The sequence below is a fragment of the Novosphingobium sp. B 225 genome (assembly GCF_002198665.1).
Classification (GTDB): Bacteria; Pseudomonadota; Alphaproteobacteria; order Sphingomonadales; family Sphingomonadaceae; genus Novosphingobium.
Genome location: NZ_MWLM01000064.1, coordinates 65194 through 83094 on the forward strand (window position 1 = coordinate 65194; position 17901 = coordinate 83094).

Annotated in this window: 15 protein-coding genes; 3 read left to right on the plus strand and 12 right to left on the minus strand. The window is 64.3% G+C overall.

Features of this window, described 5'->3' with window-relative positions; genetic code table 11:
• Window positions 1-105: 105 nt before the first annotated feature.
• The 3 genes from MNBBLIKP_RS12820 to MNBBLIKP_RS12830 are packed head-to-tail and all read right to left on the minus strand — an operon-like array spanning window position 106 to window position 3484.
• A complete protein-coding gene (locus MNBBLIKP_RS12820) occupies window positions 106-537 on the minus strand; it encodes a nuclear transport factor 2 family protein (RefSeq protein ID WP_088310654.1) in 432 nt (143 codons plus the stop codon).
• Window positions 534-2660: an oxidoreductase gene (locus MNBBLIKP_RS12825; protein ID WP_088310655.1), complete on the minus strand. Its 2127-nt coding sequence runs from the start codon at window positions 2658-2660 to the stop codon at window positions 534-536. Before MNBBLIKP_RS12825 ends, MNBBLIKP_RS12820 begins: the two co-directional genes overlap by 4 nt.
• A complete protein-coding gene (locus MNBBLIKP_RS12830; protein ID WP_088310656.1) occupies window positions 2657-3484 on the minus strand; it encodes a sugar phosphate isomerase/epimerase family protein in 828 nt (275 codons plus the stop codon). Before MNBBLIKP_RS12830 ends, MNBBLIKP_RS12825 begins: the two co-directional genes overlap by 4 nt.
• Before the next feature lie 123 nt (window positions 3485-3607).
• On the opposite strand from MNBBLIKP_RS12830, the gene MNBBLIKP_RS12835 reads away from it, so the two are divergent.
• Window positions 3608-4036, plus strand: coding sequence for a nuclear transport factor 2 family protein (locus MNBBLIKP_RS12835; RefSeq protein ID WP_088310657.1), 429 nt, complete (start codon window positions 3608-3610; stop codon window positions 4034-4036).
• 178 nt (window positions 4037-4214) lie between these two features.
• On the opposite strand, the gene MNBBLIKP_RS12840 is transcribed toward MNBBLIKP_RS12835, so the two are convergent.
• Together MNBBLIKP_RS12840 and MNBBLIKP_RS12845 are read right to left on the minus strand one after the other, a co-directional pair.
• A complete protein-coding gene (locus MNBBLIKP_RS12840; RefSeq protein ID WP_254913039.1) occupies window positions 4215-4772 on the minus strand; it encodes a nuclear transport factor 2 family protein in 558 nt (185 codons plus the stop codon).
• Window positions 4765-5535: an SDR family NAD(P)-dependent oxidoreductase gene (locus tag MNBBLIKP_RS12845; RefSeq protein ID WP_088310919.1), complete on the minus strand. Its 771-nt coding sequence runs from the start codon at window positions 5533-5535 to the stop codon at window positions 4765-4767. Before MNBBLIKP_RS12845 ends, MNBBLIKP_RS12840 begins: the two co-directional genes overlap by 8 nt.
• 135 nt (window positions 5536-5670) lie before the next feature.
• On the opposite strand from MNBBLIKP_RS12845, the gene MNBBLIKP_RS12850 reads away from it, so the two are divergent.
• The gene (locus MNBBLIKP_RS12850; RefSeq protein WP_088310658.1) at window positions 5671-7140 is read left to right on the plus strand and encodes a flavin-containing monooxygenase; all 1470 of its coding nucleotides are present in this window, start codon (window positions 5671-5673) and stop codon (window positions 7138-7140) included.
• Here the strand turns inward: MNBBLIKP_RS12850 and MNBBLIKP_RS12855 are convergent.
• The 4 genes from MNBBLIKP_RS12855 to MNBBLIKP_RS12870 all read right to left on the minus strand — a co-directional run bounded on the left by MNBBLIKP_RS12855 (window position 7137) and on the right by MNBBLIKP_RS12870 (window position 11486).
• Window positions 7137-8213 (minus strand): helix-turn-helix transcriptional regulator, encoded by a 1077-nt coding sequence (locus tag MNBBLIKP_RS12855; RefSeq protein WP_088310659.1) that lies wholly within the window; start codon window positions 8211-8213, stop codon window positions 7137-7139. The two genes, MNBBLIKP_RS12850 and MNBBLIKP_RS12855, sit on opposite strands and share 4 nt — an antisense overlap.
• A 165-nt stretch (window positions 8214-8378) precedes the next feature.
• Window positions 8379-9524, minus strand: coding sequence for an LLM class flavin-dependent oxidoreductase (locus tag MNBBLIKP_RS12860; protein WP_088310660.1), 1146 nt, complete (start codon window positions 9522-9524; stop codon window positions 8379-8381).
• Window positions 9525-9610: 86 nt separating this feature from the next.
• A complete protein-coding gene (locus MNBBLIKP_RS12865) occupies window positions 9611-10870 on the minus strand; it encodes a YceI family protein (RefSeq protein WP_088310661.1) in 1260 nt (419 codons plus the stop codon).
• Between the two features lie 4 nt (window positions 10871-10874).
• Entirely contained in the window at window positions 10875-11486 is a 612-nt protein-coding gene (locus tag MNBBLIKP_RS12870; protein WP_176399766.1) for a YceI family protein, read from the minus strand.
• A 204-nt stretch (window positions 11487-11690) separates the two neighbouring features.
• Here MNBBLIKP_RS12870 and MNBBLIKP_RS12875 point away from each other — a divergent pair, with 204 nt between their 5' ends.
• A complete protein-coding gene (locus MNBBLIKP_RS12875) occupies window positions 11691-13976 on the plus strand; it encodes an arylsulfatase (protein WP_254913040.1) in 2286 nt (761 codons plus the stop codon).
• Here the strand turns inward: MNBBLIKP_RS12875 and MNBBLIKP_RS12880 are convergent, their stop codons facing one another.
• The 3 genes from MNBBLIKP_RS12880 to MNBBLIKP_RS12890 are packed head-to-tail and all read right to left on the minus strand — an operon-like array spanning window position 13977 to window position 17805.
• Entirely contained in the window at window positions 13977-14927 is a 951-nt protein-coding gene (locus MNBBLIKP_RS12880) for a helix-turn-helix transcriptional regulator (RefSeq protein WP_088310663.1), read from the minus strand.
• Window positions 14924-16384 carry an acyl-CoA reductase gene (locus tag MNBBLIKP_RS12885; RefSeq protein ID WP_088310664.1) on the minus strand — a complete coding sequence of 487 codons (1461 nt, stop codon included), beginning with the start codon at window positions 16382-16384 and terminating at the stop codon, window positions 14924-14926. The genes MNBBLIKP_RS12880 and MNBBLIKP_RS12885 overlap by 4 nt, the downstream gene beginning before the upstream one ends.
• Window positions 16381-17805 carry a hypothetical protein gene (locus MNBBLIKP_RS12890; protein ID WP_088310665.1) on the minus strand — a complete coding sequence of 475 codons (1425 nt, stop codon included), beginning with the start codon at window positions 17803-17805 and terminating at the stop codon, window positions 16381-16383. Before MNBBLIKP_RS12890 ends, MNBBLIKP_RS12885 begins: the two co-directional genes overlap by 4 nt.
• Window positions 17806-17901: the final 96 nt, after the last annotated feature.

Genomic DNA, 17901 nt, shown 5'->3' on the forward strand with positions numbered 1-17901 from the left:
ATTTCGCGGTTGGCTCAGTTTTGGCCGGCGGGAAACTGGGATTGCGGCAAGATGGATCCTGAAACAAGTTCAGGATGACGGCGTTTGATGGTGGGAGCGGGTGGGCTACCCCCCGAACACCTCAAAACTGCCTACATGCGCGCGGTTGAGCTTGGTGCGGTGGCACAGCTTCCACTGGCCGTCCACGCGCCGCCAGCGGTCGTGGTAATCGCCCAGCGTGGCGAAAGTCACGTGTTCCTTGCCCGGCGGGCCCAGGTGCATGTCGCTGACGTAGCAGCGGCTTGTCGCCTCGTTCCCGTCGACTTCGACCAGCAGGTTGCCGAGCAGGTGCTGAGTTGGCCCGCAGGGGTCGAGATAGCGGCGGATCAGCGCGACGATCTCTGCCGGGCTGGCCAGCGGGCCGGTGCCGAGTTCACCGGTGGCGTCTTCGGTCAGTTCCGCCAGCAGCCCCGGCCAGTCGCGCGCGTCCATTGCCCGGGCCATCCGGATGAGCGCGCGGGCGATGTCGCGTTCGGCCAGCAGCAGGTCCAGGCTCACGTTCCAGCCACCGCCTTCACCGCTGCCAGCGCCCCGGCCATCGCGCCTTCGATATAACCGACCCCGGTGGCATCGCCGATCGGGTGGACGGTAAAGCCTGCGGCCTGCAAGCTGTCCGCCAGCGTCAGGTCGCCCACCGCGCCCTTGGCGACGATCACGTTGTCGGCGGGGATGGTCTGCACTGCGCCCTTGGCGTCGGCGAAGCTGATCGCTTCCTTGGTGATGGCAACGTCCCTGGCCCCGCCGTGCAGGCCGACGCCGTGCTCGGCCAGTTCCGACAAAATCCGCATCCGCCGCACCAGCGTCAGCCCTTTGCCCAGTCGCGGTGCTTCTTCGATCACGTGCACTTTGCGCCCACGCTCGCTCAGGAATTCGGCCAGTTCGATCCCGACCAGCTCGCCGCCGATGATCGCGATATTGTCCCCCAGCGGCATCCACGCGTGGGTCGCCTTGCGCACCAGCGCCAGGTTGGCAGTCGCCCCCGTCGCCGCGCCGACTTTGGTGGCAAGGCGCGTGAACAGCCCGGTCTTGCGTTTGATCTCGTCGCTGCTTTCGCCCAGCATCATCCCGCGCATGTCATCGCCCGAGAATACGTGCGGCAGTTCGCCGCCCGGAATTTCGGGCATTCCGCGCACCGCGCCAGTGGCGACGATCACTTCGTCCACGCCCAGCGCGCGGAGCAATTCGGGGGTCGCCGTGGTGCCGAGCTTAACCGTGACTGGCGCTTCTTCCACTTCCTGCCGCAACCAGTCGAGCAGGCGTTCGTTGGCAGGATAGGCCAGGCTGGCAAAGCGCAGCGTGCCGCCCAGCCGGTCGCTCTGTTCGATCAGTGTCACCTTGTGCCCCAGCGCTGCCAATCGCCGCGCGCTTTCCATGCCGCCGGGGCCGCCGCCGATCACCGCGACATGTTTGGGCGTGGCGGCAGGCAGGGCGGGGGCCTGATCCTCGAACCCCAGCTCCGGATTGACCGCGCAGCGCGCTGAACCGCCCATATAGATGGCGCTGATGCAGGTGTAGCAATAGACGCAGGGTCGCACTTTGTCGGGGCGGCCCGCCAGCAGCTTGTTGGGCAGATGCGGATCGGCCAGCAATTTGCGGCCCATCGCGACGAAATCGAGTTCGCCCTTGCTGATCCCGCTGTCCGCCGCTTCGGGTTCAACCCGGCCCGAGCCCAGCACCGGGATTGAAACCGCCCTCTTCAACTCTGCCGTGGCCGACAGGTTGAAACTTTCGACATGCGGGGTGTGCGATTCGCTGTGCAGCGCGCCGTCGCCGGTCTCGTGATAGGTGGTGACGGTGATCGCATCCGCCCCCGCTTCCTCGACCATTTTGGCGTGGGCCTTGGCATCCTCGATCGTGATCCCGGCCTTGCCGATTTCGCGCGAATCGAGCTTTACCCAGAACGGGTAATCCGGCCCAACTTCGGCCCGGATTGCGCGGATCACTTCCAGCGGGAAGCGCATCCGGTTTTCGCGGCTGCCGCCGTACTGATCAGTGCGCTGATTGGTGTAGGGCGAAATGAACGAACTGAGCAGATAGCCGTGCCCGGAATGCAGCTCGATCCCGTCAAACCCGGCTTCCTTGGCGCGGCGTGCCCCGGCGGCAAACTGGCTGACCGCCAAGGCGATGTCAGCCTGTTCCAGCACCTTGATCTCGGGCATTTTCATGCCGGACAGCCCGGCCAGTTCCTCCATCAGGAAATAGTCGGTGAAATTGCCCTTGGGGGCAGGGGGATAGCCCGGCGCCCACAGCGGATGGCCCCAGCGCATGTGCGAATAGCCCGCCACCAGCCCGCCGTGGTGGAGCTGCGCGGCGATCTTCGCGCCGTGGCGGTGGACCCGTTCAGTCAGCGCCTTCAGCCCCGGCAGGAACTTGTCGTCCGAGATTGCCGTCTGCCCCATGGCGACGCAGCCGAGCGGCCAGGCGACCCCGGTGACTCCAGAGATGATCAGGGCGACCCCGCCCTTGGCCTGCTCCTCGTGATAGGCGATCAGCCGTTCACCCACTGTGCCATCATCTTCTGACAGGCTGACCCCCATCGCGGTCACGGCGATGCGGTTTTTCAGCTCCATCGTGCCGATCCTGCCGGGGGAGAGCAGGTGCGGATAGCGGTTGCTGGTCATGTTTGGGTTCCCTGGGACAGACAGAAATCGAGCGCTGCGGCGCATTGCCGCGCACTTTCGGCGGGGGGCAGCGCATCTAGCGCGGCGGAGAACATTTCGATGCCGGTCGGAGCCGTGGTGCCAGTGGCGGCCAGGGCCTGCATGAACGCGGCAAAATCAATCACGCCTGCGCCGGGCATCAGCCGGTCCTGCATCCGGTTGACCATCTGCGCATCGGCATCGGCGGGCACATCGGCCAGTTGCACGCTGTAGATGCGGTCGCCGGGAATGCTGGCCAGCAGATCGAGCGAGGACTGGCTGGTGTGGAAATGGCAGCTGTCGATCATCAGCCCGCCGTTGTTTGCCCCGGCACGTTCGACAATCTCCCAGGCTTCAGCCAAGCCAAAGATCCCGCCCGATGGCACGAATTCCAGCGCCACGCGCAGCCCGTGATCGGCGGCACGCTGGCACAGCGCCTTGAAGGTCGCGGCCATGGCCGGGCCGTGAAACGGCAGGCCGAACAGTTCGGCGGCGGAAATGGTGTGGGCGCCCAGCGCCTGCGCCATCGGCAGCATCCGTTCCGGCGTCTGCCATTTCAGCATGTCCCACATCGACGGTGGCGCTTCGGCCTGACCGGGCAGCCAGCAGCAGAGTACCTCCATCTCGCTCACCGTCAGGCCCGCAGCGGCCACGGCAGCGCGCAATTCGGACAGATCTGCATCGCGCACATCACTGGGCCAGATCGAAACTGCATCGAACCCGGCGGCGCGGGCGTGGGCCAGCCGGTCTTGCACCGGCAAGAGCCGCTGCGATCCCGAATAGAGCACGCGCTGCTGCGGGGTCATCGGCGGCAGTCTCCTCTCCTGGCCGTCATCGGCTAAACCTGACTATGCCCTTGGCCCGGGCCCCGCAATCGGCCAGACCTGCCGTTCGGCACACATTGTGCCAAGAACCCCGGAGAGGCCAGCATGAACGCCGAGACCGCCATCACGAATTTGCTCTATCGCTACGCCGAACTGATGGATGCAGGTAATCTGGCAGGGACGGCGGCACTGTTCGATCACGCCCGGATCATTCTGGCGCAGGGCTATGAAACCGACAGCGCCGGGCTGCTCGAAGTCTGGAAAGAGCGCGTGATGATCCATCCTTGTGGCACCCCGCGCACCAGACATGTCGTCACCAACCCGATCATCGAGATTGACGAAGCGGCAGGCGCGGCCAGCTGCCGATCATATTACACCGTGCTGCAGCAGACCGAGACCCTGCCGCTGCAGATAATCGCAGCGGGGCGTTATCATGATACCTTTGCGCGGGTGGACGGTGTGTGGCGCTTTGCCAGCCGGGATTACAGCCTGTTTGACATGCAGGGCGACTTGTCGCAGCATTTGCGGGGTTAGGCTGTTGGGGGAGAGCAATTAACTCACCCCAACCTCGTCACCCTGAACTTGATTCAGGGTCTATCGTGCAGCAAGCCCGGAGCAGGCCGGAAAGACGCAAACCGGTCGGTTTCATTCGGAGTCAATGCTCCGGTGTTGAGGCGAAATGGACCCTGAAACAAGTTCAGGGTGACGAAAATCAGGTGTTCCGCCGCTTGCGATCCGTCCCGAACAGGCCGAGCCGGGCATAGACCGGATCATCCGCCCCGCCTCGCCCCAGCTCAACCCCATCATTCACACCGTCGCCAGGAGTGGGGGCATTGGCGCGCTCTTCCATCCAGTCCAGCACCAGATTGCGGCGTTGGAATTTCCATACGCCGTCGCGGCGTTCGTAGCGGTCGAGGTAGCGCCCGTGCGCAATCAGATCGCGGGTGCCGTCGGTGGTGCGGTGCCAGGCGGTGGTGGGGTGCTCGCCCTCGGCTGTGTCACCCTCGATCAGGAACAGCATGTTGCTGACCGTGTGGCGGGTCGCCTGCCAGTTCGCCAGCATGCCGGGCAGCCAGGCGACGTATTCATCCGGTGACCCGCAGAACATCGCGCCGTGATCGTCCACCGCATCGTCGTGATAGAGGCTGCGCACCAGCTTCAGATCACTGCGGTCGATGCCGTGGCAATAGCTCAGCACCAATCGTTCCAGCGCTGCCTGGTCCAGCAAGTGCTGCAAATCCAGCGCGCGCGGCTCCAGCGTGTCAGACACCGAACCCGCCTGAGACCGATATAGTCTGCCCGGTGACGTAATTGGCCTGATTGGAGGCAAAGAACACGGCCGCCGCGCCGATGTCTTCCGGCTGGCCCCAACGCCGCAGGCACAGCAGCTTGTGGGTTTCGGCGATCCATTCTTCACCAAACACGCCCTGTTCGGACAGTTCGTGGAACATGCCGGCATCGATCACGCCGACCAGCACTGAATTGGCGCGGATGTTGTGTTCGCCTTCTTCCTTGGCGATGCCCTTGATCAGCGCTTCGTTGGCGGCTTTGGGCACCACCGAGAGCCCGTCGAGCTTGGGAAACCAGTCATGCCCGGCCGAGCCGAGGTGGACAAAGCTGCCCCCACCGTGCGCGCGCATGTGCGGGATCAGCGCGCGGGTGGCGGTGAAGAAACCGAAGGCTTCGATCTCCATCGCGTTGCGGAATGCTTCGTCGCTCCATTCGGCTAGCGGGGTCTGGCCGACCAGCGGCCCGGCGCCCCAGACCATCGAATGGATCCGGCCATGTTCAGCTGCGGCGGCGGCAACGGCGGCTTCCACCGCCGCGCGGTCACGAACGTCAAGCTGGTGGGTGGAGGCTCTTGCCCCGGTCGCGCGAATTGCAGCGGCGGTGCGTTCGGCGACGTCCTGCTTGGAGCGATAGCACACCGCGACATCGCTGCCCGCCTTGCCGAATTCCAGCGCCACGCCCTGGCCGATCCCGCCGCTGCCGCCGAATACCATGCAGGCCCCATCCGGAAACCGTTCACCCATCGCACTCTCCCGTTCTTGCTTGACGGCAAGGTGCCACAGCGCGGAGTGATAGCCATAACCCTTTCGGGTGATGTTGATGCTTTTTGGCTGTGTCAGTTCCGCCTCTGACAAGACAACCGGCAGAGGAATTGAACAATGGCGAATGAACCGCGCAAGCTGCGTTACGCAATCATCGGTGCGGGGATGGCCGGGATCCTGGCGGGCATCAAGCTGAAGGAGCGCGGCGAGGCGTTCACGATCTATGAAAAAGCCGCCAAGCTGGGCGGCACCTGGCGCGAGAACCGCTATCCGGGGCTGACCTGCGACGTGCCGGCGCATGCCTATACCTATTCGTTCGAACCCTGGGCGGAATGGGACGCGTACTATTCCACCGGGGCGCAGATCCAGACCTATTTCGAGCACGTTGCGGACAAGTACGAGATCATGCCCTCGATCCGGTTCGGGCATGAAGTGACCGCCGCCGTGTTCGACGATGACACTGCCGTTTGGACACTGACCTTTGGCAATGGCGAGACGGCGGAAGCTGACGTGGTGATCGCTGCCTCGGGCGTGCTGCACCACCCCAGGCTGCCGGACATTGCGGGGCTCGATACGTTCAAGGGCCCGGCGTTCCACACCGCCCGCTGGGACGACACTGCGCCGATCGCAGGCGCGCGGGTCGGGCTGATCGGGTGCGGTTCGACCGGGATCCAGATCGTCACTGCGCTGGCGGGCAAAGTGGACAAGCTGGTCCATTTCCAGCGCTCGCCGCAATGGGTCATGCCGGTGCCGCAGTTCCCCTATACCGATGATGAGCGCGCGGCGTTCCGTCAGGACCCGGCGCTGATCGATGCGATCCGGTACAACGAGGAATACATCGGGGCGATCAAACGCTTCACTGACGGGATCACCGATATTGACGGCCCGCAAATGAAGATGATCGAGGACGCCTGCCTGCAGAACCTCGAAAATTCGATCCGTGATCCGGAGCTTAAGGAAAAACTGCGCCCCAATTACCGCGCGGCGTGCAAGCGGCTGATCTATTCGTGGAACTATTACGAGCAGGTGCAGGACCCGACGGTTTACGTCGAAACCGGCGGGATTGAGCGGATCGAGCCGGCCGGCGTGCGGATGAAGGACGGCACGTTCCACGAACTCGACACCTTGGTGCTCGCCACCGGCTTCCGCGCCGACCGGTTCATCCGCCCAGCGGTGGTGACCGGGGCGGGCGGGGTCAGCCTTGATGATTTCTGGGCAGTGCGCCCGCGCGCGCATTACGCCATGACCATGCCGGGCTTTCCTAACCTGTTCATGCTCAACGGCCCGACCGGCCCGGTCGGCAATTTCTCGCTGATCGATATCGCCGAGCGGCAGTGGGAATATATCGACCAGTTGCTCGACCAGCTGCGCAGCGGCGCGGCGCGCAAGGTAGAGCCCAGGGCAGAAGCCTTTGAGGACTATGAAACCCGCCGCATCGCCGCGGCCAAGACCACGATCTTCGGATCGGGCTGCAACTCGTGGTATCTCGACGGCGAGGGCGTGCCCGCCAGTTGGCCGTGGTCCTATGATGCATTTGCCGAAGCCATGACCAAGCCGGTGCTGAGCGAGTTTGAACTGGCGGCCTAACCGCTCAGCGCGCCCAGCAGGTTCACCAGCTGCGCCTGCCGGTGGACCTGGGTCTTGGCGAAGATCGAGCGGAGCTGGGCTTTGGCGGTGTTGTGCGCCACGCCCAGCCGCCGCGCGGCTTCGACCAGTGAATGGCCTTGTGCCAGCACCGCGCACAGCTTTGCCTCGGCTGGAGTCACACCCAGCAGTTCGCGGATCGTATCGGGTTCCAGCACCAGATCGTTGCCCGGCCGCGCGAGGAACAGCGCCAGCGCGCCGGTGCCGCTGTGAATCGCGGGCAGATCGATCGCACGGGCGGTCGCGACCAGATCGCCACGTTCGGGGCGGGGGACACGAAAGCGGGTGACACTGTCTGCCGCCTCGCCCGACTGGAGCAGATGCTCGATCTTCTTGCGCAAGGCGGCGCTGGCAAAGCGGACTTCGTCCCCGGCCCGGCGCAGCCCTTCGCCTTCGCTCAGAATGCGGTCGGCCAGGGCATTGCTGCTGACCAGGCGGCATTGCCGGTCAAGCACCAGCAAGGCCAACCCCAGCCCGTCAGTGGCGCTGCGCAACAGGGCGTGTTCGGCCCATGCGAACTGCTGCTTTTCGAACAGCGAGACCGCGATCCGCAGGTGTGGGACCAGCTCCTGAAACCGCGCGCGGTCTTCGGCGGTGAATTCAGACATGTCCTGGGTGCGGGTAGTGCGGAACCGGGCTTCGAACTGGCCGGAAAAGCGCAGATCCACCCCCAGCACCTGCTCCCCGCCGGTCAGCGCGAGGTATTCGCGGTAGGCTGCGAAGCGTTGTGGGTCTTGCCCGGCCATGAACTCGCCAAAGCTGGTGACTTTGCCTTCGGGCAGGCCCTGAAACGGATCACTGGCGAAGTAGCTTTCTATGTAGCTGGCGCTGAATCGGGGATCGGCGCCGGGGGTCACGAATGTCCCCGGCTGCGCCCGCCCGGGCGAAGTGATGATCAGCGTGGCGAAAGCGGTCCCCAGCCACCCGGTCAGCGCCTTCAGGAACGCTTCCCACGGACGTTCGGCATCGATCCCGTCATAGAGGTGGGCGAGCAGGTCTGAAAACCGGGGGTCCATCCCCGGACTTTAGCCCATTTGGGTTATGCGCGGCTAGTTCCTTCTTTAACTGTCCAACTCCCTACCTCCGTTCGTGTCGAGCGTAGTCGAGACACTCCAGCGCTGCGTGCGGTGTCTCGACTACGCTCGACACGAACGGAGAGGGGGGTGGGGGCGGGGGAGGAGTTACTCCGCCGCCACCGCCTGTTTCGCCCGGAAGTGCGGGATCACTTTTTCACCGATGTTGCGGATCGTTTCCATGATCACGTCGTGCGGAATGCCGCCCATCTGGAACATGAACAGGATCTCGTCGGCCCCGGCGTCCTGCAGCCGCTGGACATAGCGGATGCAATCGTCGGGCGTGCCATAGGCGTCCTGCGCGATGGTGTAGTTGGACAAATGCTCGTCCCCCACCGGGATCGCCTCTTCAGACAGATAGGCGATGGTCGCCTGCTTGCCCTGTTCCAGCACCTTGGCGTGGTCTTCGGCGGTCAGGTCTTCGTCCACGGTCGGCAGCGGGCCGCCCTGATACCAGTATGCGATGCTTTCCGCGAAAAAGCGCTGCCCGCGCAGCCCGATCTTGCGGGCCTTTTCGCGGTCATCCAGCACGGTCGCGGCGCACAGCGCCGCAAGGTGTTCGGTCGGGCGGTAACCGACCTGATCCTCGGCCTTGCGAGTGGCAAAGGCCTCACGGTAGATCGCGTTCTTCTTGGCAATTTCGTCCGGCCCGGAAAAGCCCAGCACCAAGGCCCCGATCCCGCGACCACCAGCCTGAAGCAAGGTCGCCTCGCGCGTGCAGGCCATGTACAGCGGTGGGTGCGGGTCCTGATAGGGGGCGGGGTGGATCGGCCGGGCGGGGATCTTGATATAGGTCCCGTCGTGCTCGACCTTGCCTTCCTTCAGGATCTTGGGGACCAGATACATCGCCTCATCGATCATCGGCCCCAGCTCATTGAGGTCATAGCCGAAAGTCCCCGCTTCCTGCTGGGTGCCGCCTTTGCCCATGCCAAAGTGCAGGCGGCCCTTTGACAGCACGTCCAGCGTCGCGATCCGCTCGGCCACTTTGACCGGGTGGTTCATCGCCGGGGGCAGGCAGACGACGCCGTGGCCAACATGAATCCGGCTGGTCGCCCCGGCGATGAAGGCCAGCACGGTTTCGGGCGCGGACATGTGGGCATACTGGGTCAGCGCAGTATGTTCGACGCACCAGATACAGTCGAAGCCCATTTGTTCGGCATACTTCGCCTGATCGACGATCTGGTGGAACACTGCCGCTTCGTTAGCGCGGCTGGTATCGACCATTTGTGCTTCATAGATGATCGAGAATTTCATGGCGCAGCTCTCCCGTGCTCCGGCTGTGGCCGGCTGCGGGAGAGGCTAACGCGAGTCTGCGGGGCTTGCATAGCCCAATTGGGTTATTACTCCGCCTTGCGCTTCGCCTGCACGGAAAAGTTCACGCCCACCGCATCGGGAATCTGATCGGTCGCCTGCCATTCATCCGTGCCGACGTTGAAGGCCAGGCGGCTGAGCGAAGCGTTGCCGCTGGCGACTGCACGGTCGCCGTCGATCTTGACGGTGAAGCGCAGCCGCGCCGGGCGGGACACGCCGTTGAGCGCAAGGGTTCCGTCGGCAGTATAGCCTGCTCCGGCCTTGCTTACCTTGCTGGAGACGAATTTTGCGCGCGGATGCGCGGCGGTGTTGAAAAACTGCGCCCCCTGGATCGATTCATCGCGGCTAGAATCGCCGCTGCTGCTGGATGCCAGATCCACGTCGACGGCGATCCGGGCGTCCGCCAGGTTTTCAGGATCGAACCGGATCTGGGCTGTCCAACGCTTGAAGCTGCCCTGGATCGCACTGCCCGACCAGTTTGTGCTCCAGCCAAGCTTGCCGCCTTGCACGGCCCAGTCAGGGCTGAGTGCGGCCTTGGCGTCGGCACTGTCACTGGCCGCTGCGCTCGGTTCCGCTGCGGCGCTTTCGGTCGCCGCAATCGCATCTTCAGAGGCTGCTTGGCTCGGTTCTTCCACTGGCTCTGTCGATGCCGCGCTTCGCCACAGGTTGGGCACGGGGCCGGCAAAGCCCAGCCAGGCCGCGCCTGCGAGCAGCACGCCCGCTATCCCCAGCGCCGCGTTGAGATTGCGCCCCGCTGGCATCATCCGCGCCAGCACTTCATCCTTTTGCAGATGATGCCACAGCGCCGCGCCAACATGCAGTGCAATCAGGGCCGGGAGCAGCCAGCCCAGCACGGCATGCGCCACCTCTGCCGGTTCATGCGCCCCTGGTCCCAACGGCAGGTGCGGCCAGGGGGCCACGCCAAACAGCATGGTTGGCAGCTTGATCCTGGCAGTGGAAACCAGTGCCCAGCCGCTCAGCGGGGCACCGATCATCACGACATAGAACAAGGCATGCGTCGCCCGGGCGGCCAGCAAGGACAGGCCGGAACCAACCTCTGCCGGACGCGGCAGGGCAAAGCGCAGCGCCAGCCGGGCCAGGCTGAGCAGCAAAATGCTGATCCCCAGCGTCTTGTGCCACTGGAACGCATCAAACTGCAGCGTCCCGCGCGGGATGCTTTCCAGCCGGAACCCCAGCGCCAGTTGCAGAACCAGCGCCAGGGCAATCAGCCAATGCAGGGCAATCGCGGCGCGGTGATAGCGCGCCGGGGTCTCGGCCGGACTGGTCATGCGGTCAGGGCTTGCGGGCGAGTTCGAGGTCGACTTCCAGCGCGACATCGTCGCCCACCGCCGGAACGAAGGCCTTCATCCCGAAATCGCTGCGCTTGATCGCCGCCTTGGCTGCAAATCCGATCCGCGGCGCACCGTCCATGCCTTTGCCGAAGCCGGTAAACTTTACTTTCAGCGTCACCGGCTTGGTCACACCCAGCAAAGTCAGCTGGCCGGGCAGGTCGGCGGTATCTGCGCCGGTCTTGACCAGCTTGTCAGCCTTGAAGGTCGCGCTCGGGAAAGCGGCGGTGTTGAAGAACATCGGGCTCTTCAGGTGTTCATCGCGCTTGGCGAAGCCGGAATTGAGCGTCGTGGTGTCAATCGTGATATCGGCGGTGCTTGCCTCGGGCTTGGCGGGATCATAGCTCACCGCGCCGTTGATCGTATCGAACCGCACGGTGTTGACCGAAAAGCCCAGGTGATCGACTTTCGCCAGCACGGTGGCATGGGTGTTGTCCACCAGATAGGTTCCGGCCAGTACGGCGGCGGGATCGGCGGTTTCCTTTACCGCGCTCAGCGGGGCGGCCAGGGCTGCCACGGCAAACGCAGGGGCAATCAGCAGGGTTACGGGGCGCATAGATTCATACTCCTTGGGGGGACGCCGAACAGAATGCGAGTTATTCGCAAAACTGGCAAGTCCAGCCATTCTAGCGCCGGACAAAGGCGATCTTTGCGCGACTGATACACATTGATACAGAATTTGTGGCCGGTTGTGTTCTTGGCCCCGCGACCCCACCGGCCTAGTCTGCAGCCAAAGCAAAGTTGGCGATGGAGAAGATGGATGCGCAAGGTTCTGCGACGCTCGATGACGGCAATGGTGACGGTGCTGGCTTTGGCCGGGCCGGGCATGGCCATGGCGCAAAGCGCGGCCCAGCCGGCGCCCTCACCTGAATGGCAGCGCAAGGCCCCCGCTGGCGCGCCGAACGTGGTGCTGGTGCTGCTGGATGATGTGGGATTTGGCGCTGCGTCGACCTTTGGCGGCGCGGCGCAGACTCCGGCGCTGGAGGAACTTGCGCGCGACGGACTGCGTTACAACCGCTTTCACACCACCGCGATCTGTTCTCCCACGCGCAGCGCCTTGCTGACTGGCCGCAATGCTCATGCCACCGGGATTGGGGCAGTGATGAATTCCGCCGATAGTCGCCCCGGCTATTCCGGCTTTCATACCAAGGATACGGCCACGGTCGCCGAAGTGTTGCGCCAGAACGGCTATTCCACCGCAATGATCGGGAAATGGCACCAGACCCCTGACTGGGAACTCAGCCCCAGCGGACCGTTCGATCGCTGGCCGACCGGTGAGGGGTTTGAGAAGTTCTATGGCTTTCAGGGCGGGGAGACTGACCAGTTCGAGCCCAGCCTGTTCGATGGCACAACCCCGATCATGCGTCCGGCCGGCAAGGGTTATCATCTGACCAACGATCTGGTTGACCAGTCGATCGGCTGGATCCGCACACAGAAGTCGGTCACGCCGCAAAAGCCGTTTTTCCTCTACCTCGCCACGGGGGGAACCCATGCCCCGCTGCAAGTGCCGCAGGACTATATCGAGCGGTACAAGGGCAAGTTCGATCAGGGCTGGGACAAGCTGCGGGAAGAAACCTTTGCCCGGGAAAAGCAGCTGGGCGTGATCCCCAAGGATACCCGGCTGACCCCGCGCCCGGCCCAGATGCCCGCGTGGGACAGCCTTACTCCCGATCAGAAGAAATTCGCCAGCCGAACGATGGAAGCCTATGCGGGGTTCCTGGCCCATACCGACGAGCAGATCGGGCGGCTGGTCAAGCAGCTCAAGGCTGATGGGCTCTATGAAAACACGCTGTTCATCTACATCGTGGGTGACAATGGGGGGAGCGCCGAAGGCGGACTGGGGGGTAGCCTCAACTATATGGGTCAGCTGATGGGCCTGCCCGAAAGCGATGCCACCAAGGCGGCCGGGATTGACCGGATCGGCAGCGAGAAGGCCTATGCCCACTATAACTCCGTCTGGGCCTGGGCGACCAATGCCCCGTTCCAGTGGACCAAGACCGTTGCCAGTTATCTGGGCGGTACCCGCAATGCCATGGTGGTCTCCTGGCCGAAGGGAATCCAGGACAAGGGCGGGCTGCGCAGCCAGTTCGGCCATGTCAACGATATCACCCCGACGATCCTGGAAGCTGCCGGGATTGCCGCGCCGTCAGAGGTGAACGGGATCAAGCAGAAGCCGATGAACGGTACCAGCCTGGTCTATTCCTTTCAGGACCCAAAGGCACCCGAACGCCATACCACCCAGTATTTCGAGATTTATGGCCACCGCGCCATCTATGACCGCGGCTGGATGGCCAGCGCGATGCACGATCGGCTGCCATGGCAAGCCTATGCAACCAAGAACACGCCGTTTGATCAGGACAAATGGGAACTCTATGACCTGACCAAGGACTTTTCGCAGTCCAAGGACCTTGCTGCCAAGGAACCCCAGAAGCTTGAAGAGCTGAAAGCATTGTTCATGCGTGAGGCTGAGGCAAACCAGGTTCTGCCGCTGGGCGGCCAGAATTTGAATAACGGCCTGCCCAGCCTGTCAGCCGGTGTGAAAAGCATGACCTATCATGCTGGCGCGATTGGCATTCCTGAAAAGGCCATGCCCTTCACGTTCAACCGGTCCTGGACCATGACGGCCAATCTGGCCGCCGGGGCGGCCACCCGCGGGGTGGTCGCGACGATGGGCGGCAGTTCGGGCGGCTGGTCGCTCTACATCGATGCTCAGCGCCGCCCGGTGTTCACCTATCGCAATTTTGAAGTGAAGACGGTCAACCTGGTCGGTCAGCCGCTGGCCGCGGGTGAGAACCGGCTTGAGGTGCTCTTCGATTCATCTGGCCCCGGTTATGGCAAAGGCGGCACGCTGCGCCTGCTGGCCAATGGTCAGCCAATGGGGAGTGACGATCTGCCGCTGACCTCGCCTGGGGCGTTCTCGATCAACGAGACCTTCGATGTCGGGTTGGACACGGGCTCTGCCGCCGGTTTTTATCCGGAAGATGCCGCACCGGGTTACAAGTTCGAGGGCGGTGAACTGAAGGACGTGACAATCACGCTGCGGTAATCATCCGCTGAGCGAGGCGACCGAACCCAGCAGCAGCAGCGCCAGTTCACTTTGCCGGGCGACCCCGGTCTTGCGGAACACGGCCTGCAACTGACTGCGCGCGGTGTTGCGGCTGATGTCGAGTGCAGCGGCGGCATCGTCGAGCGTCAGGCCCTTGGCCAGCTCGCTCGCCAGCGCGGCCTCCGCTGGGGTCAGTTCGAACAGTTCGGCCAGGGTCTCGGGCGACAGGCTGGACCGGCGCGCGGGATCGCGCACGATCAGAATCGCACTGCGCTGGAGCGGTTCGTTGACCGGTTCGTAAGCCGGGCCGGGGCGGACCAGCACGGTCAGCGACGCGCCGTGATCGGCGCGGGGCAGGGCGAGCGGGGCGAACAGTCCGCGGGTGGAAGTGGCGCGCTGCTCTCCGGCAAAGTGGCGCACCAGTTCGATCAGCCGCGCTGTGGTGCGCGGATCGGTGCAGGCGATCCGGCCGTGGTGCAGCGACAGCCCATCCTGGCGCGCGAGCAACGCACGGGCGAGCGGGTTGGCGTAGAGTAGCTGCCCCGCCGGATCGAGCGCCAGCACGGCGAGATCCCCGGCCTCTGCCGCCGCGCCCAGGATGCCTTGTTCGCGCAGCACTTCGGCCTGATCCAGCAGCAGCGCGACGCCGGCATCGAGCAGCGGCTTCAGCGCGTCCAGACGCCGCTGCGCCTCTGGCGGGAAGGCCGGGTTGCCGCGCCACAAGCCCAGTTCCGCGCCGGTCAGGGTCAGGGCAAGAACCTGTCCGTCGAGCCCCGGCGTGCCGTGCGAGAACGCCATTGCCGGTCCGCCGCCGGTGGGTGGATCGAAAGTGAGATGAACGTGGTCTGCCCCGAACCGCCGGGCCAGTTCGCGCAACAGGCCCTGCCACATCGGCCGTTCGGCGAACCCGCCGAGCAGCGCGAGCGACAGGGCCTGCCAGTCGTCTGTCATGTCAGAGCCTGCGCCTCAAGCGCGGCCTCATCCCCGCTTTCATCGACGATCCATTTGACCATCCGGCGCAGCGGCTCGATCCCGTCCTGCGGCCCTGGTGCCTGGTTGAGCGTCGTCGCGCCGCCCAGCGAAACCAGCCGCTGCGCGCCGTGCCAGGCGAGTTGATCGCGCAGCCGCTGCTTCAGGCTTTCGGGATAGATGCCAATCGTTTGCGTGTAACTGTTCACACTGCGCACTGCCTGTTCGACCGTATCAACCGGCACAATATTCGCCACCCGGCAGGCCAGCTGCCGCGCGAAATCGACCGGACCTGCTGAATGCGAGACGATCACCGCGCCCTCATTATGGCGTCCACCAAACACGGTATATTCGTCGTCGACGAACGCCAGCGCGTCAATCTCGTCCTTTAATTCGCGGTCAAAGGCTTTGTGCGGGGTGGAAAGGTGCTGGGGCAAGGCTTGCAGCGCGGCAAAGGTCAGTTCGCCCAGCCGCCGGGCGCGGGCGATCCCCTCGGCATCGGTGCCGCTTTCAACGTGGACCACCCGCGCGTTGACGCAGCCTTCCTGGTTCATCGCCCCGATGTCCACCGCCAGCCGCCGCGCGACATGTTGCAAGGTCGCTTCGTCCGCAAAAGCCTCGCGCCCGATCAGCGAACCGGAATGCTTGGGATCAAGCGCAATCAGGTCCAGCCCCGGCTGCAGGTACTGCGTCAGATGTTTGATCCCGGCAAACCCGCCCCAGGCCACGATCTTTTCGATCCGGCGCGGGTCATAAAGCGCGGCCTCGATCCGTTCGTCTCCGCCCTTCCAGTATGCGACTGAGACGTGGCGCGTGAGCGGATGGTCGGGGGCCATGCCGATCATCGTCCGCACGATTGCCGCGGTGGTCAGGGGATCGTTCGACGGGGTCTTGATCACGGCATCGCTGCGGGTGATGGCGTTGCGGATCACCGTGGTTACCCCCACTACTGGCACGTTCCCGGCGATGATGTGGACAGCGCGCGAACCGACCGCGCGGATCGATACCGGCGGCGCGTTGCGATCAGCGGTGGGCTGGCGCACCCAGCCTTCCAGATAGTCTACCCCGATCGTTCGCTCGGCAATGTCGCGCACCGATTGTGGGCGGAAATAGGCCGGGATCATATCATAGTGATAGCGCAGGATCGGGTCCGACAGGCCCGAAGTCTGCCGCGACAGTTCAAAGGCTTCCTGCAAATAGGGGTTCTCGGCCAGCACCAGCCGCTCACCCAGCTGGCCCAGAAAGGCGATGATCTCATCCAGCGACAGCGCATAAAGCTCACCCAGCGACGCGGGGTTGGTGAGTGGCAGCCGCGGCAAGTAGGCGGCGAGATCGGGCGCGGAAAACTGCGCTCCGCCGCGCCGTCCGCCGAAATCGACCCAGTCAGCCTCGATCACTTCGCCGCGCAGCAGCAGCGGCACCTTGAACGCGGCGCTCACCGGCTTTGCTCCAGCAGGAAGTCAATCGCCTTGTCATGCGCTTCGGGCGCGCCGGCGCAATTGATCTTGTCATCGCCGTCCTTGATGTCGCTGAACCGGGCGATGTCGGGTTCCAGATAAGGGCCGTGCCGCCCGCAGGCGCAGGGCGCATCGAACCCGGCCATGGTAACCCGGTCACCCGAAACCAGCCCGCCCCAATAGCTTTCGGGCAGCAGATCCAGCAGTGCCAGCCGCCCCGTACGCCGCCCGTCGCGCGGCAGCATCGCGCCGCTATCGGGATCGAGCAGGAACGGCACCACCACCGGCGGGAAGTGGAAGTTGCCATGTTCGCACTTGGGGGCATTGGCCATCAGTTCAGTCATGCCGAAAAATTCGAGGCAGCGGTCAAACCCCAGGAATTCAAAGATCTGCTGCTTGTAATCGGCGGGCATGACCTTGCCCTTGGAGCCGCCGCCGCTGGTCAGGATCGATCCGGGACCGAACACGTTTTTCAGCCCCCGCTTCAGCCCTTCCTCGGCCCATTCGAACAGGATCGGCCAGACCGCGAACAGGAATACGTCCTGCCCGCCAAAGCGGTGCAGCGCTTCGTCAAAGAACCGGTCCATGTCCGCACCGCGACTGGCCTCGCGCGCAGCGAATTCGTTTCGGCGGGCGATCAGGCTGGCGGGGAGGGCCAGGTTCCCGGCCTCGCCCCGCGCCTCGGCCGCGCGTAGCCGCCCGGCGAGTGAGAGCACGTCGGCGCTGAACCAGGCGTCGGGATAGAGGAACAAGGCATTGTCCTGCCCCCCGGCGTAAAGTTCCGCCTGCCGGTTCATCCCCCGCGCGATCGAGCTGGCGCCCATGCGGTAGGAAGGTGAGATCAGCGGCAGGTGATCGACCAGAAGATCGCGCTTCTGGCCGCCTGATTCGGGTGCAAAATCGCGGATGCAGTTGGCGTTGATCCGCACGGTCAGGTCCAATTGCGCCTTGGTGCGCGGCAGGATCGACAATTTGCCGCTGGTGCCAAAGGTGTGGATCGGGGCGAGGTCACTCCCTGCCTCCAGCGCGCGCAGCCAATCGTCGATAGTGTCCACGCCGTCCAGGATCACGCGTGACAGATCGGTGGTGGTGAGCGAGCCGAGCCATTTGGTCATCCGGTCAAATCGGCCCTGTTCGATGAAGCTCAAAGGATAGCTTTTGTACACCGTGTGCGGGAACAGCAGCGGAGCAAGGTCCTGCCAGCAGTTGATTTCGGTGATCCCGTTTTCCGCGGCCATCCGCCCCAGTGGTGCGATCCGGGGGGACAGCGCGGCGAAACGCTGGCGCGCTGCTTCAAGCTGGGCCTGGTCTCGCTCCGGCGCGCTCACGGCAAAACCTGCGGCATAGTCGCACTGGACGAAGCTTTGCGGATTGGCGGCCAGCTGGGTAGCAAGATCGGTCATGCGGTTCTCTCCTTTGGCCGATAGTTCGCACGGACCGGACCGCGCCGCATCATGCAAACGGATGACGCCTCGCGCATATTGACGCCGCACTGCACA

Coding starts and splice junctions, on each gene's coding strand:
- MNBBLIKP_RS12890 (WP_088310665.1), bottom strand. CDS start 17,805: ATGACCGATCTTGCTACCCAGCTGGCCGCCAATCCGCAAAGCTTCGTC.
- MNBBLIKP_RS12830 (WP_088310656.1), bottom strand. CDS start 3,484: ATGACCCCGCAGCAGCGCGTGCTCTATTCGGGATCGCAGCGGCTCTTG.
- MNBBLIKP_RS12825 (WP_088310655.1), bottom strand. CDS start 2,660: ATGACCAGCAACCGCTATCCGCACCTGCTCTCCCCCGGCAGGATCGGC.
- MNBBLIKP_RS12865 (WP_088310661.1), bottom strand. CDS start 10,870: ATGACCAGTCCGGCCGAGACCCCGGCGCGCTATCACCGCGCCGCGATT.
- MNBBLIKP_RS12855 (WP_088310659.1), bottom strand. CDS start 8,213: ATGGACCCCCGGTTTTCAGACCTGCTCGCCCACCTCTATGACGGGATC.
- MNBBLIKP_RS12870 (WP_176399766.1), bottom strand. CDS start 11,486: ATGCGCCCCGTAACCCTGCTGATTGCCCCTGCGTTTGCCGTGGCAGCC.
- MNBBLIKP_RS12880 (WP_088310663.1), bottom strand. CDS start 14,927: ATGACAGACGACTGGCAGGCCCTGTCGCTCGCGCTGCTCGGCGGGTTC.
- MNBBLIKP_RS12835 (WP_088310657.1), top strand. CDS start 3,608: ATGAACGCCGAGACCGCCATCACGAATTTGCTCTATCGCTACGCCGAA.
- MNBBLIKP_RS12850 (WP_088310658.1), top strand. CDS start 5,671: ATGGCGAATGAACCGCGCAAGCTGCGTTACGCAATCATCGGTGCGGGG.
- MNBBLIKP_RS12860 (WP_088310660.1), bottom strand. CDS start 9,524: ATGAAATTCTCGATCATCTATGAAGCACAAATGGTCGATACCAGCCGC.
- MNBBLIKP_RS12875 (WP_254913040.1), top strand. CDS start 11,691: ATGCGCAAGGTTCTGCGACGCTCGATGACGGCAATGGTGACGGTGCTG.
- MNBBLIKP_RS12845 (WP_088310919.1), bottom strand. CDS start 5,535: ATGGGTGAACGGTTTCCGGATGGGGCCTGCATGGTATTCGGCGGCAGC.